The 22,637-nt window shown below is 59.1% G+C and carries 17 protein-coding genes and 2 rRNA genes; 10 read left to right on the top strand and 9 right to left on the bottom strand.

Annotation, left to right across the window (positions count from 1 at the left end):
- Positions 1–409 precede the first annotated feature (409 nt).
- The 9 genes from ACEN8Q_RS00675 to ACEN8Q_RS00635 all read left to right on the top strand — a co-directional run bounded on the left by ACEN8Q_RS00675 (position 410) and on the right by ACEN8Q_RS00635 (position 10,461).
- Positions 410–1,324: a GDP-mannose 4,6-dehydratase gene (locus tag ACEN8Q_RS00675; protein WP_413422483.1), complete on the top strand. Its 915-nt coding sequence runs from the start codon at positions 410–412 to the stop codon at positions 1,322–1,324.
- Complete coding sequence (gmd, locus tag ACEN8Q_RS00670) at positions 1,321–2,292, top strand: GDP-mannose 4,6-dehydratase (RefSeq protein ID WP_015094126.1); 972 nt, start codon at positions 1,321–1,323, stop codon at positions 2,290–2,292. The genes ACEN8Q_RS00675 and gmd overlap by 4 nt, the downstream gene beginning before the upstream one ends.
- 3 nt (positions 2,293–2,295) lie before the next feature.
- Positions 2,296–3,738, top strand: coding sequence for a mannose-1-phosphate guanylyltransferase/mannose-6-phosphate isomerase (locus ACEN8Q_RS00665; RefSeq protein ID WP_413422480.1), 1,443 nt, complete (start codon positions 2,296–2,298; stop codon positions 3,736–3,738).
- On the top strand, positions 3,739–4,536 hold the full coding sequence (locus tag ACEN8Q_RS00660) for an ABC transporter permease (RefSeq protein WP_085718594.1): 798 nt from the start codon (positions 3,739–3,741) through the stop codon (positions 4,534–4,536). It abuts the gene before it with no gap.
- Positions 4,536–5,789, top strand: a complete 1,254-nt coding sequence (locus ACEN8Q_RS00655; protein ID WP_413422478.1) for an ABC transporter ATP-binding protein — start codon at positions 4,536–4,538, stop codon at positions 5,787–5,789. The genes ACEN8Q_RS00660 and ACEN8Q_RS00655 overlap by 1 nt, the downstream gene beginning before the upstream one ends.
- A complete protein-coding gene (locus tag ACEN8Q_RS00650; protein ID WP_413422476.1) occupies positions 5,786–7,153 on the top strand; it encodes a glycosyltransferase family 4 protein in 1,368 nt (455 codons plus the stop codon). Before ACEN8Q_RS00655 ends, ACEN8Q_RS00650 begins: the two co-directional genes overlap by 4 nt.
- Positions 7,137–8,267, top strand: a complete 1,131-nt coding sequence (locus ACEN8Q_RS00645; protein ID WP_413422474.1) for a glycosyltransferase family 4 protein — start codon at positions 7,137–7,139, stop codon at positions 8,265–8,267. Before ACEN8Q_RS00650 ends, ACEN8Q_RS00645 begins: the two co-directional genes overlap by 17 nt.
- Positions 8,268–9,398 carry a glycosyltransferase family 4 protein gene (locus ACEN8Q_RS00640; protein ID WP_413422472.1) on the top strand — a complete coding sequence of 377 codons (1,131 nt, stop codon included), beginning with the start codon at positions 8,268–8,270 and terminating at the stop codon, positions 9,396–9,398.
- A gap of 145 nt (positions 9,399–9,543) precedes the next feature.
- Complete coding sequence (locus ACEN8Q_RS00635) at positions 9,544–10,461, top strand: LysR family transcriptional regulator (protein ID WP_057397602.1); 918 nt, start codon at positions 9,544–9,546, stop codon at positions 10,459–10,461.
- Here ACEN8Q_RS00635 and ACEN8Q_RS00630 read toward each other — a convergent pair.
- The 6 genes from ACEN8Q_RS00630 to ACEN8Q_RS00605 form a co-directional block, all read right to left on the bottom strand.
- Positions 10,458–11,069, bottom strand: coding sequence for an RraA family protein (locus ACEN8Q_RS00630; protein WP_413422470.1), 612 nt, complete (start codon positions 11,067–11,069; stop codon positions 10,458–10,460). The genes ACEN8Q_RS00635 and ACEN8Q_RS00630 overlap by 4 nt on opposite strands.
- Entirely contained in the window at positions 11,062–11,454 is a 393-nt protein-coding gene (locus ACEN8Q_RS00625; protein ID WP_413422468.1) for a RidA family protein, read from the bottom strand. Before ACEN8Q_RS00625 ends, ACEN8Q_RS00630 begins: the two co-directional genes overlap by 8 nt.
- An 18-nt stretch (positions 11,455–11,472) precedes the next feature.
- Entirely contained in the window at positions 11,473–12,852 is a 1,380-nt protein-coding gene (locus ACEN8Q_RS00620) for an MFS transporter (protein ID WP_413422466.1), read from the bottom strand.
- A gap of 206 nt (positions 12,853–13,058) precedes the next feature.
- Positions 13,059–14,000 carry a 2-hydroxyacid dehydrogenase gene (locus tag ACEN8Q_RS00615; protein WP_413422464.1) on the bottom strand — a complete coding sequence of 314 codons (942 nt, stop codon included), beginning with the start codon at positions 13,998–14,000 and terminating at the stop codon, positions 13,059–13,061.
- On the bottom strand, positions 13,997–14,752 hold the full coding sequence (locus tag ACEN8Q_RS00610; RefSeq protein ID WP_007988289.1) for a class II aldolase/adducin family protein: 756 nt from the start codon (positions 14,750–14,752) through the stop codon (positions 13,997–13,999). Before ACEN8Q_RS00610 ends, ACEN8Q_RS00615 begins: the two co-directional genes overlap by 4 nt.
- Positions 14,749–16,050 carry an MFS transporter gene (locus tag ACEN8Q_RS00605; RefSeq protein ID WP_413422461.1) on the bottom strand — a complete coding sequence of 434 codons (1,302 nt, stop codon included), beginning with the start codon at positions 16,048–16,050 and terminating at the stop codon, positions 14,749–14,751. Before ACEN8Q_RS00605 ends, ACEN8Q_RS00610 begins: the two co-directional genes overlap by 4 nt.
- 154 nt (positions 16,051–16,204) lie before the next feature.
- On the opposite strand from ACEN8Q_RS00605, the gene ACEN8Q_RS00600 reads away from it, so the two are divergent.
- Complete coding sequence (locus ACEN8Q_RS00600) at positions 16,205–17,164, top strand: LysR family transcriptional regulator (protein ID WP_413422459.1); 960 nt, start codon at positions 16,205–16,207, stop codon at positions 17,162–17,164.
- 11 nt (positions 17,165–17,175) lie between these two features.
- On the opposite strand, the gene mrdA is transcribed toward ACEN8Q_RS00600, so the two are convergent.
- The 3 genes from mrdA to ACEN8Q_RS00585 all read right to left on the bottom strand — a co-directional run bounded on the left by mrdA (position 17,176) and on the right by ACEN8Q_RS00585 (position 22,517).
- Positions 17,176–19,068 carry a penicillin-binding protein 2 gene (gene mrdA / locus ACEN8Q_RS00595; RefSeq protein ID WP_413422457.1) on the bottom strand — a complete coding sequence of 631 codons (1,893 nt, stop codon included), beginning with the start codon at positions 19,066–19,068 and terminating at the stop codon, positions 17,176–17,178.
- Positions 19,069–19,354: 286 nt separating this feature from the next.
- Positions 19,355–19,470 (bottom strand): 5S ribosomal RNA (rrf, locus tag ACEN8Q_RS00590).
- A gap of 156 nt (positions 19,471–19,626) precedes the next feature.
- Positions 19,627–22,517, bottom strand: a 23S ribosomal RNA gene (locus ACEN8Q_RS00585).
- Between the last annotated feature and the right edge of the window lie 120 nt (positions 22,518–22,637).

Here is a 22,637-nt window from a genome sequence, read left to right as displayed (position 1 = left end):
CGCCGCCATCCCGGCAGCCTCACGCCATGACGGGGAGGACACGGTTCGAGTCAGTGTTTACTGGCGCTCGTCCATCGTCTTCCTGCCCGCCTTCGTTCTTGTTTTAGTGGTCAGTTTCCCGCAGTTTCGAAGCGACGCTGCCGAACCCCGGATAATCGTGACGAGGGGCATTCTAACCACATCCGTTGAGGATTCGTGAACCGCCCGACGAGAATAAATCGGGCTACGCTGACGAGAACTGACCGGTCACGATTGGACCTGTTGAAATTGCCGAGCAAATGGCACAGATTGGCTACCAAACAACTACAACAAACATTTCACCTGATTTTCGAGCGATCATTTCGACTCGTGAAACCGTTCCATAAAGCCTGTGGAAAGTGGATGAAATGCATGACCAAGGGGTCGCTGTTTGAAAAAACGTCTGTTTGTCACGGGTCTGAGCGGATTCGTCGGACAACACATCCAGTCGCGTTTACAGGCTGATGCCTCGGAATGGGAGCTTTTGCCTGTTCCTTGCCGCTACGATCTCGCTGTGCCGGACAGTCTCGAAGGCTTGTGGCCGGAAATGCCCGATGCGGTGATTCACCTGGCCGGCCAGACTTTCGTCCCGCAAGCCTTTCGTGATCCGGCGGGCACCCTGAATGTCAATCTGCTGGGCACCCTGAACCTGCTGCAAGCCCTCAAGGCACGCGGATTCAGCGGCACGTTTCTGTATGTCAGCTCCGGTGATGTCTATGGCCAGGTCACTGAAGCCGATCTGCCCATCACTGAATTGCAGCCACCCTGCCCGCGCAATCCCTATGCCGTCAGCAAACTGTCGGCAGAGTTCCTGAGCTTGCAATGGGGCCTGAGCGAAGGCTGGCCCGTACTGGTCGCCCGCCCGTTCAACCACATCGGCAGCGGGCAGAAAGACAGCTTCGTCATCGCCAGCGCCGCCCGTCAGATCTGCCGGATCAGGCAAGGCCTGCAAGCGCCACAACTGGAAGTCGGGGACATCGACGTCACACGCGATTTCCTCGATGTCGGGGACGTGGTCTCGGCCTACCTGGCCTTGCTGGAAAAAGGTACGCCGGGGCAGGTCTACAACATTTGCTCGGGGCGCGAGCAGAGCATTCGCAGTTTGATCGCACAACTGGCAGATCTTGCCCAGGTCGACCTGCAACTCGTCCAGGACCCTGCGCGACTTCGCCGCGCGGATCAGCGTCGGGTGTGTGGCAGCCCTGAAAGGCTGACCCGGATCACCGGATGGAAGTCTGAAATCACAACACAACAATCCCTGCGGGCGATCCTGTCCGACTGGGAGAAGCGAGTACGACAAGAATGACTAAAAGTGCATTGATCACAGGTATCACCGGCCAGGATGGCGCGTATCTGGCCAAACTGCTGCTCGACAAAGGTTACAAAGTCCACGGCCTGGTCGCGCGTCGCAGTAGCGATTCGCGCTGGCGTCTGCGTGAGATGGGGGTCGAAGCGGACATCGTCTACCTGGACGGCGACATGGCCGATGCCTGTTCAGTGCAGCGCGCGGTGATCAAGTCGGCACCGGACGAGGTCTACAACCTCGCCGCGCAAAGCTTTGTCGCGGCCTCCTGGGATCAACCGGTGACCACCGGCATCGTCGACGGCCTGGGCGTTACCCACTTGCTCGAAGCGATCCGCCAGTTCAGTCCGCACACGCGTTTCTACCAGGCGTCCACCAGCGAAATGTTCGGCCTGATCCAGGCCGAACAGCAGGACGAGAACACACCGTTCTATCCGCGCAGCCCTTATGGCGTGGCCAAGTTGTATGGCCACTGGATCACCGTGAACTACCGCGAAAGCTTCAACCTGCACGCCAGCAGCGGGATTCTGTTCAACCATGAATCGCCGCTGCGCGGCATCGAGTTCGTGACGCGCAAAGTCACCGACGCCGCCGCCCGGATCAAGCAGGGCAAACAGCAGGAACTGCGCCTGGGCAACATCGACGCCAAGCGTGACTGGGGCTTTGCCGGGGACTACGTCGAGGCCATGTGGCTGATGCTGCAACAGGACAAACCCGACGACTTCGTGGTGGCCACCGGCGTGACCACCACCGTGCGCGAGATGTGCCGGATCGCCTTCGATCATGTGGGCCTGAACTACCGCGACTACGTGAAGATCGACCCGGCGTTCTTCCGCCCGGCCGAAGTGGAAGTGTTGCTCGGCAACCCGGCCAAGGCCCAGCGTGTGCTGGGCTGGAAGCCAAAAACCGATCTGGATGCCTTGATCCGCATGATGATGGATGCGGACATGAAACGCGTTGCCAAGGAGTAGGCCATGCTGATTCCCGTGATTCTCTCCGGCGGTGCCGGGACAAGGTTGTGGCCGGTGTCGCGTGAAGGCCATCCCAAACCGTTCATGGCATTGCCTGACGGCCAGTCGCTGCTGGCCAAGACTTATCGGCGTGCCGCGGACCTGCTCGACGGCTGGGGCGATATCGTCACGGTGACCAACCGCGAGTATTACTTCCAGAGCAAGGATCACTTTCGGGACGCGCACCTTGGCCGCCATCGCGGTCACTTCCTGCTGGAGCCGACGGGGCGCAATACGGCGCCGGCCATTGCCGCCGCCGCCCTCTCGCTCCAGGCCCTGCATGGCGACGACGCGATCATGCTGGTCATGCCCGCCGACCATCTGATCGTCAATGTCGATGCGCTGAAGGACGCCGTCGAGCATGCCGTGACATTGGCCAAGGGCGGTCACCTGGTGACCTTCGGTGTGGTGCCGACCGCTCCGGAAACCGGCTTTGGCTACATTGAAGCCGGCACATCACTGGACGATAAAGGCGCTGCCAGGGTGCGGCGTTTCGTCGAAAAACCCGACCTGCAAACCGCGACTCATTACCTGGAAAGCGGCAACTTCCTGTGGAACTCCGGGATGTTCTGCTTCTCGGTCGCCACCCTGCTGGCCGAACTGCAAACCCATGCGCCGGCTTTGCTGGAGCAGACACAAACCTGCATGGCCGCCAGCGCCCCCGTGGAAAACGCCGGGAGCGTGCAACAGGAACTGTCACCGGCCCTGTTTGGCGAAATCATGGACATTTCCATCGACTACGCATTGATGGAGCGCTCCGACAAGGTGGTTGTCGTGCCCGCCCGTTTCGACTGGAGCGATATCGGCTCCTGGGGTGCGGTGGCCGCGCTGGTGCCGGCGGATGCACAGAACAATCGCGCCGTCGGCGAGTCGATTTTCATCGACAGCCACAACAATTTCGTCCAGAGCGATAACCGTCTGGTCGCGACCGTGGGTGTGGATAACCTGATCATCGTCGACACCGCCGACGCGGTGCTGGTGGCCCACGCCGACCGCGCCCAGGATGTGCGCCGGGTGGCCCGGCAACTCAAGGATAAAGAGCACGAAGCCTATCGCCTGCACCGGACGGTCAGCCGGCCATGGGGCACCTACACAGTGCTTGAGGAAGGCCCGCGTTTCAAGATCAAGCGCATCGTGGTCAAGCCCGGCGCCAAGTTGTCGTTGCAGATGCACCACCATCGCAATGAACACTGGGTGGTGGTCGAAGGCATGGCCAAGGTCACCAACAATGGCACCGGCACTCATCTGGTGGCCAAGAACGAATCGACCTTCATTGCTGCCGGTCACAAGCATCGCCTGGAGAATCCCGGCGTGATCGACCTGGTGATCATCGAAGTGCAAAGCGGCGAATATCTGGGAGAGGACGACATCGTCCGCTTCGAAGATCAATACGGCAGGACGGTTTGAATGCTGCTTTCCCTTTACCGCACGCTGGGCAGCTATCGAGGGTTCATCCTCGGTAGCGTCCAGCGAGAGTTTCAGGCGCGTTATCGCAATTCGTTGTTCGGTGCCCTGTGGACCGTGCTCAATCCACTGTCGATGATCATTGTCTACACCGTGATTTTTTCCCAGATCATGCGCGCGCGCTTGCCTGGGGTAGATGACGGCATGGCCTACAGCATCTACCTCTGCGCCGGGTTGCTGACCTGGGGCTTGTTTGCAGAAATCACGGTGCGCAGCCAGAACATGTTTCTGGATAACGCCAACCTGCTGAAAAAAATCAGCTTTCCACGGATCTGCCTGCCGGTGATCGTGCTGTTGAATGCCGGTATCAACTTCGCGATCATCATCGGCCTGTTCCTCGGCTTTCTGTTGATCACCGGTCGCCTGCCGGGCCTGGCGCTGTTGGCACTCATTCCGCTGCTGGCGTTACAGGTGATGTTCTGTGCCGGGCTGGGGATTATTCTTGGCGTATTGAATGTGTTTTTTCGCGATGTCGGGCAATTTTTCGCCATCTGCCTGCAATTCTGGTTCTGGCTGACGCCAATCGTTTACCCGATGAGCATCCTGCCCGACTGGGTGCAGCGCCTGCTGCAACTCAACCCCCTGACCAACCTGATCACCAGCTATCAGAACATCTTCCTGTACGGCCAATGGCCCGTCTGGAGTTCGCTGCTGCCGATCATGGTCGCCAGCGTATTGCTCCTGGTCATCGGACTGCGGCTGTTTCGGCAGAGGGTCGGTGAAATGGTGGATGAACTCTGATGGGGCACATACGCGTCACCGGCCTTGGCAAGGCCTATAAACAATACCCTACCCGCTGGAGTCGACTGGTTGAATGGCTGGTCCCGTTCTCACCGATCCGCCATCGCCAGCACTGGGTGCTACAGGACGTGTCCTTCCAGATTGCCCCCGGAGAATCGGTGGGTATCGTCGGGGTCAACGGTGCCGGCAAAAGCACCTTGTTGAAGATGATCACCGGCACCACCCAACCCACCTGCGGCACCATCGAGCTCGAAGGCCGCGTCGCTGCCCTGCTGGAATTGGGCATGGGTTTTCATGCGGACTTTACCGGCCGGCAGAATGCGGTCATGGCCGGGCAACTGCTGGGCATGCAGGTCGAAGAGATAGAAGCGCTGATGCCGGAAATCGAACGTTTCGCGGAAATTGGCGACGCCATCGACCACCCGGTGCGCACCTATTCCAGCGGTATGCAAATGCGCCTGGCGTTCAGCGTGGCCACCGCGCGGCGCCCGGACATTCTGATCGTCGACGAAGCGCTGTCGGTGGGCGACGCCTACTTCCAGCACAAAAGTTTCGACCGCATCCGCGGCTTTCGCAAAGCTGGTACCACGCTGTTGATCGTCTCCCATGACCGCTCGGCGATTCAGTCGATCTGCGACTCGGCGATCCTCCTGGAAAACGGCTACATGGCCATGCACGACACCCCCGAATCGGTCATGGACTACTACAACGCCCTGCTCGCCGAGCGTGAAGGACAGACCGTGCGCCAGGAAGCCCTCGCTGGCGGCCAGCTCAGTACCATTTCGGGAACGGGTGAAGCCAGGATTCTGAACGTTCGCCTGCTCGACAAACATGAACGCGCCATCGATGCCGCCGAAGTCGGCCAGCCGGTGGTGCTGGAGGTGAATGTCGAAGTTCGCCAGGACATCGAGCGGCTGGTGCTGGGCTTCATGATCAAGGATCGCCTTGGCCAGGCCATGTACGGCATCAACACCCATCGCCAGGATCAGGCGCTGACCGATCTGCAGGCTGGCGAGCGTGTGACCTACCGCTTCGCTTTCGTCATGGGCTTGGGCAAGGGTAACTATTCCGTGGCGTTGAGCCTGTCACGCCTGGATTCGCACCTGGACCGCAACTTCGAGTGGCGCGACTACGGGTTGGTGTTCCATGTGATCAACAACCGGCAGGAAGATTTTGTCGGCTGCTCGTGGCTGGCCGCGAAGACCACCGTCACGCGCTTGAGCGCGCCGGTCACCTCGGAGGGCACGCCATGACGCGTCTTTTGGTGGAGTGCACCCACGTATTCCAACACCCCAAGGTCAATTCGGGCATTCAGCGGGTGGTGCGCAACGTCGTCAACCAGCTACCGGATTCGGTCGACGGTGTTGAATGCATCCCTGTGGTGTTGCTGCAGGGCAAACTCTATCGGGTACTGAAACTCGGCGCGCTGAACATCCCGTTTTTCGATGCCTTGATGACCTTTGGTGGACGACTTGGGCGCTTGGCTCACCGCTTCTGGCAACTGCATCAGCGCTTGCATAACCGAAGCAACTCGCGGGCGATCAAGCGTTTGCTGCACGTGGCCTACCGGGTGACCGCGATCACCTGTTTCAGCCTTCCACTGCGTGCGATCGAGGGCATCAACCAGTATCAACTGCCCAAACGTTGCGCACCGTTGCAGCATCAGCCGGGAGATCAACTGGTGTTGCTGGATTCATCCTGGCACACCGACTTTTTTCCGTTTGCCGAACAGCTCAAACGTGAAGGCGTGGGCATCGTTTCAGTGATCTACGATTTGATTCCCCTGACTCACCCACAGTTCTACGACACACGGCTGGTGCAGGTATTCAACGAGTGGTTCGACTGGATCACCCAAACCGCCGATGGCTACGTGGCCATTTCCGCAACAGTGCGTGACCAGGTGCGCGAGGAGGTTCAGCGCCGCCTGGGCCCTGCCAAGGCCAGCGAGTTGTGGTTTGATTATTTCCACCTGGGCTCCGAACTCGACCTGAGCGAAGTCAGCGCTGACGTAGAACCGCGTCTTGCCCAACTGTTCGCGACGCCGGAACCGGTGTTCCTGATGGTCAGTACCATCGAGCCGCGCAAAAACCACGCCTACCTGCTGGACGCCTTCGAACGGGCCTGGGCGGCGGGCTCCAAAACCCGGCTGTGCATTGCCGGGCGAGTCGGCTGGAAATGCGATGCACTGCTGGCCCGCATACGCAATCACCCGCAGCTGAACCAACGCCTGTTCATGTTCAATGACCTGAGCGACACCAGCCTCGAACATGCCTACATCCACGCCAGCTCACTGGTGTTTCCGTCTTTTGTGGAGGGCTTCGGCCTGCCGCTGGTAGAAGCCATGCAGCGTGGGCTGCCGGCCATGGGCAGCGACATTGCAGTCTTTCGTGAAATCGGCGGCGAGTTCATGGCGTACTTCGATCTGGCCGAGCCACAAAGCCTGGCTGATCTGGTCATGGGGTTCGAGCGCAGCGGTCAGTTCCCGGCCACTCGCGACATCGCGCACTGGCGCTGGATCGGCTGGCGTGAAGCCAGTGCGCAATTGGCCGAACGCACCCTGCGCAATCTCCCGGACGTGCCGCTCGTACAAGAGAGGCAACATGCGCATTGCTCTTAACGCCCGAATTCTCCAGGCGCCGCGCACCGGCATCGGCCACTACGTCGCCGAACTGGCAAACGCCCTGGTGGGTCAACCGGATATTGAACTGGCGCTGTTTCATGGCTGGGGCTGGAGCACTGTGCTGCCTGAAGCGGCCATGCCCGGTTATTCCCGACTGACGCCATTGCTGCGGCAGATTCCGGGGGCCTATCAGGCCCGACGGTGGCTGGAACAGAAACGCTTCGATCAAGGCAGCGCGCAAGCCATCGACCTCTACCACGAACCGAGTTTGTGGCCGCTGTCGTTCGACGGCCCGACAGTCATCACCCTGCATGACCTGACTCACCTGCACTACCCTGAAACGCAGCCACCGGCGCGCTTGCGAGAAATCGAACGGCGCGTAGCCGACGGCGTGCAACAGGCCAGCCTGATTCTTACCGACTCGCAATACATTGCCGACGAAGCCCGGGCATATTTCAGGCTACCGGCGGAGCGGTTTGTTGTTGCACCGCTGGGTGCAGCCGCGCGTTTTCACCCGCGGCCCCCCGAGGCTATCGACGCCGTACTCAAGACCCATGGCGTCGAAGCACGGGAATACTTCCTCTGTGTCGGAACCCTGGAACCGCGCAAGAATCTGTCCCTCGCCCTGCTCGCCCACGCCCGATTGCCGGAATCAGTCCGTCAGCGTTTTCCATTGCTGATCGTCGGCATGGCGGGCTGGCAGCGCGAGCAGTTCAGCGAAGAATTACACCAGGCCCTGGCCAGCGGTCATGTCTGTTTGCTGGGCTATCTGCCTGACGAGCACGTTGCGCAGCTGTTGGCCGGCGCCCGGGCATTGATTTTTCCGTCGCTATACGAAGGCTTTGGCCTGCCGGTGCTGGAGGCCATGGCCTGCGGCACGCCGGTCATTCTGACTCGACGCTCGGCCATGCCCGAAGTGGCAGGCTCTGCGGGCAATTACATTGAACCTGATGACCCCGACGGCTTGCGTAATGCAATGAGCCGTCTGATTGAGGATCCAGCGCATTGGCAGGCATGCCGGGAAGCCGGATTGCTACAGGCAAGGCTTTTTACCTGGGAACGCTGCGCGCAAGTCACGGCCAGCGCTTACCGCCAGGCCATGGGAGATTGAATGCGAGTTCTTCATTTTTTCAAGACGTACCTGCCTGACTCGGTCGGCGGGATCGAACAGGTGATTTTCCAGTTGTGCGAAAGCGGTGCCCTGCACGGCGTTGAAGGCAAGGTGCTGACACTCAGTGCCGATCCGACCCCCGCGGCGATGCAGATCGCTCACCATGAAGTCCATCGGGCCAGACTCGACATTCAGTTCGCTTCCACAGGGTTTTCCTGGAGCGTCTTCAAACAGTTCCGCGAGCTGGCGGCCGAGGCCGACGTGGTCAACTACCACTTTCCATGGCCGTTCATGGACCTGGTGCATTTCGCCAGCGACCTGAAAAAACCCAGCGTGGTGACGTACCACTCGGACATTATCCGCCAGAAACACCTGCTCAGACTTTACCGGCCGCTGATGAACCGCTTTCTGCACAGCGCCGACCGGATCGTCGCTGCATCGCCCAATTACCTGCACACCAGTGATGTGTTGCAACAGTTTCAGCACAAGACCCAAGTGATCCCCTATGGATTGAACAAGGCAGGCTACCCACTGCCGGACAGCGATCGAATGGCTCACTGGCGGCAAAAGCTTGGCGACAAGTTCTTTCTGTTTGTGGGTGTGATGCGCTACTACAAAGGTTTGCACATCCTGCTCGATGCCCTGAAGGACCTGGATTACCCGACTGTGATTGTCGGTGCCGGGCCGCTGGAAGCAGAGCTGCATGCCCAGGCCGCTGCCTTGGGGCTGCGCAATGTGCACTTCCTCGGACGCCTGGGGGACGAGGACAAGGTGGCGCTGCTGCAACTGAGCTACGCCATCGTGTTCCCCTCGCACCTGCGCTCCGAAGCCTTCGGCATTTCGCTGCTTGAAGGTGCGATGTATGGCAAACCGATGATCTCCAGTGAGATTGGCACGGGCACCAGCTACATAAACATCCATGACGAGACCGGGCTGGTGGTGCCGCCGAGCAATCCATCAGCGTTTCGCGAGGCGATGCGCACGCTTTGGGAAAACCCGGTGTTGGCGGCGCAAATGGGCGAGAAGGCGCAGGCCCGTTATCAGAACCTGTTCACGGCGGACGAAATGGGTCGCAAATGGACGGCGTTGTATGAGGAACTGCTGGAAGAGAAAGCCCTCGCCTACGCATGACGCTTTTTTTGCAGGAACCGACTTGCCTCTGCCACTGAGTTCCAACAGTGTTACGATCCCGCGACTGTAGATGTCCATGGCTTGCGCACTGTGTGTGCAAGCCGCCGACTCTCCCCATTGGCCCCTGACTTGCTGCTGAACGCCTATGCAACGCCTGCTCAATGACCGCCTGGACTGGAACCTGCTGCGCACCTTTCGGGTGATTGGCCAGGAGCTGAGCATCAGCCGCGCCGCCGCCCGCCTGCACCTGACTCAACCGGCAGTGAGCCAGGCCCTCAAGCGCCTGGAAGAACAACTGGGCCGCCAACTGATTGCCCGTCGCGGGCCACGCTTTGCCCTGACCGAAGTCGGTGAGCAGATCTTCGCCCTGGCCGGGGAAATCTACGGGCAAATGTCCCAGGTCAGCAGCGTGCTGGAACAACCGGCCGACGAGGTGATCGGCAAAGTGCGGTTGCTGATCATCAGCCGGATCTTCTCCGAGCGCTTTGATGACTTCCTCGCCGACTTCCATCGCCAATACCCGCGAGTGGATCTGGAAGTCGATGTGATGCGCAGTTCCGACATCGTCAGCGCACTCCAGGAAAAAACCGCGACCCTCGGCCTGAGCCTCAATCGGCGCCCGCAGCCACGCTTGGAGCAGCGCTTGTTCCTGCGGCAACGCTATGCGTTTTTCTGCGGCAAGCATCACGCCATGTTCGGCCAACAGGACGTCGCCGAAGGGGATTTGCAGCGGGAGAATTTCGTCAGCTTCACCAGTGACCAGATCGGCGGCATGCTCTCGCCACTGACGATTTTTCGCGATCAGCAGGGTTTCAGCGGCCGCATCGTTGCATCGTCACCGAGCCTGGAAGAAGTCCGGCGACTGGTCATCGCCGGCTTCGGCATCGGCTGTTTGCCCGAGCACGTGGTGGCGGCCGACGTCGACGCCGGATTGCTCTGGCGCCTGCCGCCCCACGAGGGCATTGCCGATGTGGACATTCATTTGCTGTGGAACCGCGAACAGCGCATGAGCCGGGCCGAGACGATCTTTCTCGAAAGCCTGCAGCAACGGCTGACGGACTAAACGCGCAGGACTTGCGCCACCGGCTCACCGGACCGCAAGCGTTCGAGCAAGCGTGGCTCGGTACGATCCGAGGCCAGCGCCTGCTCGATGACCGCCTGCGCCGCTGCCGTGTCGAGAAACAACACGCCGTTGTCGTCCGCCAGCACCCAATCCCCCGGTTGCACCGTCACGCCGGCGCAGTGGATGGGCTGGTTGATGGCGCTGTCGCCGCGCCCGTGCAGCTTGGTGGTCAACAGGCTGGTGCCGCGGGCGAACACCGGTAACCCGGCCTCGCGCAACTCCAGCAGATCGGTCACCGCACCATCTACCACTATTGCCACCGCCCCGGCACAGTGTGCCGCGCAACTGGTCACCGCACCGACCGGAGCGTGCCGATGATCGCCACTGGTGTCGATCACCAGCACGTCACCCGGCCTGATTTGCGCCAGGGCCTGGTTGACGGCGATGGCATCGGCGCCCACCAGCTTCAGGGTCAGCGCACGGCCAACGACTTTCACATTGGGCACCATGGCCCGTAGTTGCGGGTCGGCAAAACCCTCTTCGAGAAAATGCCCGAGGGTCGGAAAGCTCACGGCCTTGAGTTGTTCGATCAGTAGCGACTCATCCATGTTGCGCCTCCCCGGCAATCAGTTCGGCGACACAATCGATTTCCAGCGACACGCCCCACAGGGCCACGCACACCGTGGTGCGTGCCGGTGGCGCATGGCCGAGGAACTCGCGGTACACGGCGTTGAACGGCTCCAGTTGTGCGGGATCGGTCAGGTAGGCATTGACTTTGATCACGTGGCTGAAACCGGACCCGGCTTCAATCAGGATCGCTTCGAGGTTGTGCAAGGTTTGCCGCACCTGCTCCCGGAAATCAGCAGGTTGTTCGTCGAGATTGTTCCGGGCCGGAATTTGCCCGGCGGTAAACACCAGGTGACCGCTGACCACGGCCTGGGAGTAAGGGCCGACCGGGCCGATGTAGCCCGGGGCCGATTGAATTCTGCGCATGTTGTAGAACTCCAGGATTCAGGCCGTAGCCGATTTGAAGGGTTTGCCGGGGGTCGGGGCGTCTGTCGGGACGATGCTCGGGATTTCGCTGATGTCTTTCTTGAAGGTCTCGGTCAGGAGCAACAGCGCCACCAGCGAGATCAACGCTGCGCCGATCATGTACCAGGCCACTGAAGAGCCTTTGCCTGTCGCGGCCAGCAAGGCCGTGGTGACAATCGGTGTTGCCGCGCTACCGAGCAGGCCAGACAACATGTAGCTGATGGACAACCCGGAATAACGCACCCGGGTGCCGAACAGTTCGGCGAGGAAGGTCGCGATCGGCCCGTAGTTGGCGGCGAACGCCGTCATCAACAACAGATAACCGAAGACCACCATCGACAGCTCTTTGGTGTCCATCAGCCAGAACATCGGGAACGCCACCAGCGCTTCGGCGATGATGCCGCCGACAATGATTGGCTTGCGTCCGACACGGTCCGAGAGCGCGCCGAATACCGGCAGCATGACGATGCACCAGGCACAGGAGAGCAGCACCACACCAAGCATCACGCTGCGGCTGAAGCCGAGATTCTGTGTGCCATAAGTCAAACCAAACGCCACGATGATGTTGAACGAAGCGCCCGTAGACATGGTGGCAATCCCACCCAGCACCACTTGCTTCCAGTACTTGCGGAACACTTCCGCCAGCGGCATTTTCACTTGCACCTCGGCCTCCTTGACCTTGTTGAAGGCCGGGGTTTCCGAGATGTTCAGGCGGATGTACAAACCGACGGCGATCAGCAACACGCTGGCCAGGAACGGAATACGCCAGCCCCAGGCCAACAGGTCCTCAGGGGACAGCCACGCCGCGATCAACAGGAATGCCAGGTTGGCAATCATGGTCCCGGCCGGCACGCCGATCTGCACCCAGGAACCGTACAAGCCACGCTTGTTGGCCGGCGCATGCTCCACCGCCATCAACACCGCCCCGCCCCATTCGCCACCCAATGCCAGGCCTTGCACGACCCTGAGCAGCAACAACAGGATCGGCGCCCAGATACCGATGGTTGCAAAGTCAGGCAACAAGCCGATGGCGAAGGTCGCTGCGCCCATGGTCAACAGCGAAATCAACAGCATCGACTTGCGCCCCAGGCGATCACCGAAATGCCCGAACAATGCCGCACCGACAATCCGCGCCAGATACGCCGAAGCGAACGTGCCGAAAGCCAGCAGCGTTCCGATCAGCGGCACGAAATCCGGAAAGAACACTTTGTTGAACACCAGCGCCGATGCCGTAGCAAACACGAACAAGTCGTACCACTCCACGGTGGTGCCAATCACACTGGCCACCGCGACTTTTTTCATGCTGATTGCAACTTCCGGTGGTGCGCCGGACTTTTCTGCGGACGATAGATCGCTCATCACTGTCTCCAGGAATTTATTTAATTGTTTTGAACTGGCAGTAAAACGGTTGAGGCGAAGGTTGTTGTTATGGCTTACGGGAAGCTGGTTCCTGTAGGAGCGAGCCTGCTCGCGATGAACTCAAGAACACCGCGTTTAACCGGCAAACACGCGAAATCGTTAACGACCATCGCGAGCGGGCTCGCTCCTACAAGGGGTGTGTTAGTTCAATATCCCAATACTCGGTCGGCACAGTTGAGTAACGGCTCCCCAGCATTCAGGCGACGGAAGTTCTCCGCCACTTGTTCGGCAATACAGTCATGGGAAGCCGCCGAAGCCATATGCGGGGTGATGCTGACACCGGGCATGGTCCACAGCCGGTTATCGACCGGCAGCGGCTCCTGTTCGAAGACATCCAGCAAGGCGCCGCGCAAGTGCCCTTTCGCCAATGCCTGTTCGAGGTCATCGATGTTCAAATGACCGCCCCGGCCACAGTTGACCAGTGCCGCGCCGCTGGCGAGCCGCTCGAAAGTGGCTCGTCCGAGAATCCCGCGGGTTTCGCTGGTGAGCGGCAACAGGTTGATCAGCAACTCGACGCCGTCGAGAAACGGATGCAACGCATCAGCCCCGGCGAACGTATGCACACCCGGCAAGTCCTTGCTGCGCCGCGCCCAGCCGCGCACGTCATAACCTGCTGCGGCCAGGTCCAGAGCAATCGCGCTGCCCAGCGAGCCGAGCCCCATCACACCGACCTTGAACTGGCCCGCCGCCCGTTGCAGCGGCCGCTCCCAGCGTTGCTCCCGTTGTTGCGACAACACCTGATCGAATCCACGGTGATAGTGAATCACCGCCCAGCGCACGTACTCGGTCATGCCCTGGCGGTGACCCGGATCGACCACACGGCAGATCGGCAGCTCCGGGCATGACGGATCGTGATCGAGGTGATCGATACCGGCGGCCACCGAGTGAATCACCTGCAGGTTCGACAAGGCGCCAAGACTGCCCGGCAAGGGAAACCAGCACGCCGCCATCTGTGCATTGGCTGCCCGCGAATCATCGGCCAGCACGGCGGTGAGCTGCGGCGCACTGCGGGCAAACGCAGCCTGCAACTGCTTGAGCAGCAAGGTGTCGCGGGATAGCAGAACCACGGTGTTGATGACCGCGTTCATGACAAATAGGACTCGCGCTGGGACTCGATCAAGGTCAGGGCGGCCTCCCAGGCCAGGTCGATGATGTTGTCCTGCTCATCACGGTCAAACTGCTCGGCGGTGTGCGCGCAGACTTCCGGCGATGGGTAATGCAGTGCCGAACCACCGGCCAGCGCCTGCACCTGGGCCTGACAGGCGCGCTCCAGAAAATGGATCTCCTGGAACGCCTGGGCCACGCCCGAGCCACCCACCAGCAATCCGTGGTTGCGCAGAATCATCGCCCGGTGCGGGCCGAGGTCGGCAATCAACCGCTCGCGCTCATCCAGCGACAGCGCGATGCCCTCATAGGTGTGATAGGCCAGCTTGCCGTAGAACTTCAGCGCGTGCTGACTGATCGGCAGCAAGCCTTGCTTCTGTGCCGCGACGGCCATGCCCGCCGCCGTGTGGGTGTGGATCACACAGTTCAGATCGGGCCGCGCCATGTGGATCGCCGAGTGAATCACGAAGCCGGCGGCGTTGACCCTATGGCCCGCGTACTCTGGATCGACCACCCGCCCTTCCTGATCGATACGCACCAGGTCCGAGGCCCGCATGCGGTCGAAGATCACCCCGTAGCGGTTGATCAGGAAGTGGTGCTCGGGCCCCGGAATCCGCAGGGTGATGTGGGTGTCGATCAGGTCGGTCATGCGAAAGTGCGCGACCAGTCGATACAGCGCAGCCAGTTCGCAACGGGCTTGCCATTCAACCGGGTCGATGTGTGCAGGTTTACTCACGAATACACCTCTTTAGCAGCGTGGGTGACGACCGGGTTGGCGCGCAGGCGGGCCAGGCCGCAAACACCGATCAAGGACAGCGCCGAAAGCAAGGTGAAGAACACCGCCAGCGGCAACCATTGTCCGGAAAACTTGCTGGCCAGCAGGGTGCCGATCAGCGGCGTGGTGCCGCCGGCCACGGCGCAAGCCAATTGGTATGCGATGGAAATGCCCGAGTAGCGCAGGTGCACCGGGAAGGCCTGGGTCATGTAGCCGGCGATCACCGCGTACAGGGCCGAAAGAATCACCACGGCCAACGCGATACCGAGCGTCATCAACAGAATGTTCTGCGTACCCACCAGCAGGAACATCGGGTACGGCGTGACCATGCACAGCAGCGCGACCCATTTGAGAAAACGCCCTTCGCCGATACGTTCGGCCAGCAACGCCGAGACCGGTTGCGAGAGCAACTGGATGATGGTCACCAGAAACAGGCAATCGAGAATCGTCGAACGGGCAATGCCCTGGTATTGGGTGACGTAGGTGATCATGAAGGTGTTGGTGAAGAAGAACCCGGCCGAGCCAATGGTCACTGCCGCAGCAGCGAACAGGATCTGCCGCCAGCAGGTGCGGATCACATCCATCACCGGGTATCTGGCGGTCTCGTTGTTGTCCTGGACCTTGGCGAACTCCGGCGACTCGTGAACTCCGGAACGGATCAACAGGCCGACCATCATCAACACGCCGCTGGCAAGAAATGGCAGGCGCCATCCCCAGGCGAGGAACTCCTCTGGCTCAAGGGACGTCACCAGGCGGAAAGCGATCAGTGCCAGCAACAAACCGGCCGGGCTGCCGAGTTGGGCGAACGACGCGTAGAACGTCTTGCGCCTGGCCGGCGCGTGTTCGCTCGCCATCAACACCGCCCCACCCCACTCGCCACCGACCGAAATGCCCTGGATCAAACGCAGCACGATCAGACCGATTGGCGCCCAGATGCCGACGCTGGCATAGCTCGGCAACAGGCCAATGCCGGCGGTGGCGATGCCCATCAAGGCCATGGTCACCAACAGCATTTTCTTGCGCCCCAGACGATCGCCCAGATGACCGAACACCATCCCGGCCATGGGCCGCGCAATAAAGCCGACAGCGAAACTGCCAAATGCCGCAAGGGTACTCATGACCGGGTCGCTGCTGGGGAAGAACACCTGCCCGAGGACCAGCGCCGCCGCGGTGGCGTAGATGTAAAAGTCGTAGAACTCGATGGTCGTGCCAATGAAGGCCGCGGCCGCGGCTCGGCGCGGTTGGGGAGTAGTGTGCATGCAAGGACCCTGTGTACTTATAGTTTTGGGCAGGTGTTAAGGCTGGTGACGGTTGCGCTCTGTGGCGCTTGTGGGCTTTATCGCTTTCGTGCCAGGATTAGTCAATTTTCATATTCTTATCTTTACTATTAGCACTGCTACTACGTGAGGTTTTATGCCCTCCACTTCCAACCCGTGGGTCGGCCGACGCTTTCTCAATGACCGCCTCGACTGGAACCTGCTGCGCACCTATCTGGTCATTGGCCAGGAAGGCAGCATGAGCCGCGCGGCCGCGCGCTTGCACATCACCCAGTCGGCGGTCAGCCAGGCATTGAAACGGCTGGAGGAACAACTGGAATGCGTGTTGATTGCCCGCAGCGGACGACGCTTTGACCTGACGGAAACCGGGGAAGAAGTCCTGCGCATAGCGGCGGATATCTACGGTGATATTTCACGCTTGGGAACGGTGGTGGAGAGCCGTCACGACGACGTGGTGGGCAAGATCCGCATCCTCACCGTCAGCGGTGTGCAGGCGCGGCATTACGATGATTTCCTCGCTGACTTCCATGAAACTCACCCGAAAATCGAGTTGGAAGTCGAGGTGATGGGCAGTTCGAACATCATCAGTTCGCTGCTGCAAAAGACTGCGACCATCGGCGTCGGCCTGTGTCGTTTGCCACAGCCGAGACTGGAACAGCGGGTGCTGTTTCGCGAGACCTACGCTTACTTTTGTGGCCCGCGTCACCGATTGTTCGGTCAAGAGAACCTGGCCCTGGAACAACTGGCGGCGGAAAACTTCGTCAGCTTCACCAGCGATCAATTGGGCGGCAATCTTTCACCCCTGACACTGTTCCGCGATCAGCAGGGTTTCACCGGCAAGATCGTCGCCTCATCCACCAGTTTCGAAGAAATTCATCGCCTGATCTGCGCAGGCTACGGCATCGGCGCCTTGCCCACGCACCTGGTGCGCCGGGATGTCGAGCAAGGTCTGCTCTGGCGCTTGCCGCCGGAAGACGGCGTGGTGGATTTCGATATCCAGTTGTTGTGGAATCGCGAACAGAAGATGAGCCAGGCCGAAACGGTGTTCCTCGAGAGCTTCCAGCACATGCTCAGCATCCGTGAGCCTGTGCTGTGAGCCATGATGATTCAGACGTGAGGATCGCCCGGCGCCTTGCTCGGCGCTGCGTATTGCGGCTTCAGGTGTCCGTCCTGATCGAGTAGCCAGGCGTCCATGATCTCCCGTACGACCGGCCCGGCGACACGACCACCGGCCTCGCCGTTTTCGATCATCACCGAAATCACGATCTTCGGGTGCTCGGCCGGTGCGAAACCGACGAACAAGGCATTGTCGCGGTTACGCTCACGGGTTTTCTCCCGGTTGTAGCGCTCGCCCTGCTTGATCGCCACCACTTGCGCGGTACCACTCTTGCCGGCAATACGGTACTGCGCGCCCGCCGCTGCAGCCCGGGCAATCCCACGGGCGTCGTGCATCACCATCTGCATGCCATGGTTGACCTGCTCCCAGTCGCGTGGGTCCTTGAGCAGAATGTTCGGCATCGGATGCTCATCCACCGGTGCGACGCCGTCCACGGTCTTGGCCAGGTGCGGGCGGTTCCACACGCCTTTGTTGGCAATCAGCGCCGTGGCCTGGGCCAATTGCAGCGGCGTGACTTGCATGTAGCCTTGGCCGATACCGAGAATCACCGTCTCGCCAGGAAACCAGGCCTGACGACGCGTGGCGCGCTTCCAGGCTTGGGATGGCATCAGGCCGGGGGCTTCTTCATTCATGTCCAGGGAGACTTTCTCACCCAGTCCGAACATCGCCATGTAGTCGTGCAGGCGATCGATACCAAGCTTGTGTGCGAGGTCATAGAAATAGGTGTCGTTGGAACGCATGATCGCCGCATCCATATCCACCCAACCATCGCCGCTGTGGTTCCAGTTGCGGTACTTGTGATCGAAATCCGGCAGCTGGTAATAACCGGGGTCGAACACACGGGTCTGTGGCGTGACGACACCCGTATCGAGGCCGGCGATTGCGACTTCCGGCTTGATGGTCGAACCCGGCGCGTAGAGCCCGCGCAGCACACGGTTGAACAGCGGTCGGTCAATGGAGTCGCGTAGCGTGGAGTATTCCTTGGAGCTGATGCCGGTGACGAACAGATTGGGATCGAAACTCGGGTTGCTGACCATGGCCAACACTTCACCGGTCGACGGATCGAGCGCGACCACGGAGCCACGACGATCGCCCAGGGCTTGCTCGGCGGCTTCCTGAAGCTTGACGTCGAGGCTCAGGACAATGTTTTCGCCTGGCACCGGGTCAGTGTGCTTGAGCACTCGCAGCACGCGGCCCTGAGCATTGGTTTCGACTTCCTCATATCCGACATGGCCGTGCAGTTGCGCCTCGTAGAATTTCTCGATCCCGGTCTTGCCGATGGATTGGGTGCCTCGGTACTCGACCGTATCCAGCGCCTTTGACTCTTTCTCGTTGATACGTCCGACGTAGCCGACTGAATGAGCGAAGTGCTCCCCCAATGGATAGTGACGAACGAATTGCGGCTCGACATCGAGGCCGGGCAAGCGGAACTCGTTGACGGCGAGTACGGCAATCTGTTCTTCGCTCAGTTCGTAGAACAGCGTCACGGGTACGAAGGGGTGACGTGCCTGCTTCATCGCCTTGTCGAACTGCGAGCGGTCTTCAGCGGGCAGGTGCAGGAGATTGACCACTTCGTCCAGTTCGGCGTTCACATCGGTGGCGCGCTCGCGGGTGATGGTCAGGTTGAAGCTGGGACGGTTGTCCGCGAGGAGTACACCGTTGCGGTCATAGATCAATCCGCGGGTAGGCGTAATCGGCAGGACGTGTACGCGGTTGTTTTCGGAGATGGTCGAGTGATAGTCGAACTCGACTACCTGCAGGACGTACAGGCGTACCACCAAAGCACAGGTAATGGCGGCAACGAACAAGGCGCAGGCCATGAGTCTCTTGTTGACCAGGCGTGTTTCTTTTTCGTGGTCCTTGATGGGAATCGGTTCGGGCACTTGTGCAGCAACTCTTTGAAAAGAATGCCGATCCGTGGGCGCAAACTCAGTCCATTAAAAATGAGCTGCACCTTAGCAAAACCGTGGAGTCACGTTCGTGTGATTTTTTTCACAATTGACTTTGTAGGAGCGAGCTGGCTCGCGATGGACGTTAACGATGACGCTGGAAACCTGGTACCCCGCGGTGCGCTCGGGTTTTTCGCGAGCAAGCTCGCTCCTACAGGGGATTGGGGGGGCAAAAACAAAACCCCTACCTGCAGATGCAGATAGGGGTTTCGGAATTTAATCTTGACGATGACCTACTCTCACATGGGGAAACCCCACACTACCATCGGCGATGCATCGTTTCACTGCTGAGTTCGGGATGGGATCAGGTGGTTCCAACGCTCTATGGTCGTCAAGAAATTCGGGTACTGAGTCGTGGCCGGCTGGCCTCGCTTCAGCAAATTGGGTATGTGATGGAAATCGGTGTTTTGTGAGCGTCGAACTTTCGGTTCTTTCGTCTTCACACACCGCAATCTGATGCTCTTTCGAGTAGTCAAATTGCTTGGGTGTTATATGGTCAAGCCTCACGGGCAATTAGTATTGGTTAGCTCAACGCCTCACAGCGCTTACACACCCAACCTATCAACGTCGTAGTCTTCGACGGCCCTTCAGGGAGCTCAAGGCTCCAGTGAGATCTCATCTTGAGGCAAGTTTCCCGCTTAGATGCTTTCAGCGGTTATCTTTTCCGAACATAGCTACCCGGCAATGCCACTGGCGTGACAACCGGAACACCAGAGGTTCGTCCACTCCGGTCCTCTCGTACTAGGAGCAGCCCCTCTCAAATCTCAAACGTCCACGGCAGATAGGGACCGAACTGTCTCACGACGTTCTAAACCCAGCTCGCGTACCACTTTAAATGGCGAACAGCCATACCCTTGGGACCGGCTTCAGCCCCAGGATGTGATGAGCCGACATCGAGGTGCCAAACACCGCCGTCGATATGAACTCTTGGGCGGTATCAGCCTGTTATCCCCGGAGTACCTTTTATCCGTTGAGCGATGGCCCTTCCATACAGAACCACCGGATCACTAAGACCTACTTTCGTACCTGCTCGACGTGTCTGTCTCGCAGTCAAGCGCGCTTTTGCCTTTATACTCTACGACCGATTTCCGACCGGTCTGAGCGCACCTTCGTACTCCTCCGTTACTCTTTAGGAGGAGACCGCCCCAGTCAAACTACCCACCATACACTGTCCTCGATCCGGATAACGGACCTGAGTTAGAACCTCAAAGTTGCCAGGGTGGTATTTCAAGGATGGCTCCACGCGAACTGGCGTCCACGCTTCAAAGCCTCCCACCTATCCTACACAAGCAAATTCAAAGTCCAGTGCAAAGCTATAGTAAAGGTTCACGGGGTCTTTCCGTCTAGCCGCGGATACACTGCATCTTCACAGCGATTTCAATTTCACTGAGTCTCGGGTGGAGACAGCGCCGCCATCGTTACGCCATTCGTGCAGGTCGGAACTTACCCGACAAGGAATTTCGCTACCTTAGGACCGTTATAGTTACGGCCGCCGTTTACCGGGGCTTCGATCAAGAGCTTCGCGTTAGCTAACCCCATCAATTAACCTTCCGGCACCGGGCAGGCGTCACACCCTATACGTCCACTTTCGTGTTTGCAGAGTGCTGTGTTTTTAATAAACAGTCGCAGCGGCCTGGTATCTTCGACCGGCGTGGGCTTACGCAGTAAATGCTTCACCCTCACCGGCGCACCTTCTCCCGAAGTTACGGTGCCATTTTGCCTAGTTCCTTCACCCGAGTTCTCTCAAGCGCCTTGGTATTCTCTACCCAACCACCTGTGTCGGTTTGGGGTACGGTTCCTGGTTACCTGAAGCTTAGAAGCTTTTCTTGGAAGCATGGCATCAACCACTTCGTCACCCAAAGGGTAACTCGTCATCAGCTCTCGGCCTTAAGATCCCGGATTTACCTAAGATCTCAGCCTACCACCTTAAACTTGGACAACCAACGCCAAGCTGGCCTAGCCTTCTCCGTCCCTCCATCGCAATAACCAGAAGTACAGGAATATTAACCTGTTTTCCATCGACTACGCTTTTCAGCCTCGCCTTAGGGACCGACTAACCCTGCGTCGATTAACGTTGCGCAGGAAACCTTGGTCTTTCGGCGTGGGTGTTTTTCACACCCATTGTCGTTACTCATGTCAGCATTCGCACTTCTGATACCTCCAGCAAGCTTCTCAACTCACCTTCACAGGCTTACAGAACGCTCCTCTACCGCATCACTTGCGTGATACCCGTAGCTTCGGTGTATGGTTTGAGCCCCGTTACATCTTCCGCGCAGGCCGACTCGACTAGTGAGCTATTACGCTTTCTTTAAAGGGTGGCTGCTTCTAAGCCAACCTCCTAGCTGTCTAAGCCTTCCCACATCGTTTCCCACTTAACCATAACTTTGGGACCTTAGCTGACGGTCTGGGTTGTTTCCCTTTTCACGACGGACGTTAGCACCCGCCGTGTGTCTCCCATGCTCGGCACTTGTAGGTATTCGGAGTTTGCATCGGTTTGGTAAGTCGGGATGACCCCCTAGCCGAAACAGTGCTCTACCCCCTACAGTGATACATGAGGCGCTACCTAAATAGCTTTCGAGGAGAACCAGCTATCTCCGAGCTTGATTAGCCTTTCACTCCGATCCACAGGTCATCCGCTAACTTTTCAACGGTAGTCGGTTCGGTCCTCCAGTCAGTGTTACCTAACCTTCAACCTGCCCATGGATAGATCGCCCGGTTTCGGGTCTATTCCCAGCGACTAGACGCCCTATTAAGACTCGCTTTCGCTACGCCTCCCCTATTCGGTTAAGCTCGCCACTGAAAATAAGTCGCTGACCCATTATACAAAAGGTACGCAGTCACCCAACAAAGTGGGCTCCCACTGCTTGTACGCATACGGTTTCAGGATCTATTTCACTCCCTCTCCGGGGTTCTTTTCGCCTTTCCCTCACGGTACTAGTTCACTATCGGTCAGTCAGTAGTATTTAGCCTTGGAGGATGGTCCCCCCATATTCAGACAAAGTTTCTCGTGCTCCGTCCTACTCGATTTCATGACCAAGAGATTTTCGCGTACAGGGCTATCACCCACTATGGCCGCACTTTCCAGAGCGTTCCGCTAATCTCAAAGCCACTTAAGGGCTAGTCCCCGTTCGCTCGCCACTACTAAGGGAATCTCGGTTGATTTCTTTTCCTCAGGGTACTTAGATGTTTCAGTTCCCCTGGTTCGCCTCTTGCACCTATGTATTCAGTACAAGATAACCATCTTATGATGGCTGGGTTCCCCCATTCAGACATCTCCGGATCAAAGTCTGTTTGCCGACTCCCCGAAGCTTTTCGCAGGCTACCACGTCTTTCATCGCCTCTGACTGCCAAGGCATCCACCGTATGCGCTTCTTCACTTGACCATATAACCCCAAGCAATCTGGTTATACTATGAAGACGACATTCGCCGAAAATTCGCACTTGCTCATAGAGCAACTCACAAATTTTACCTTAGCCTGATCCGCTACCAGTGAAAGTAACGT

The sequence above is a fragment of the Pseudomonas sp. Pseusp16 genome, from assembly GCF_047324915.1.
Lineage (GTDB): Bacteria > Pseudomonadota > Gammaproteobacteria > Pseudomonadales > Pseudomonadaceae > Aquipseudomonas > Aquipseudomonas fluorescens_CD.
The sequence above is the reverse complement of the archived record's forward strand: the minus strand, read 5'-3'. Positions and strand labels throughout refer to the sequence as shown.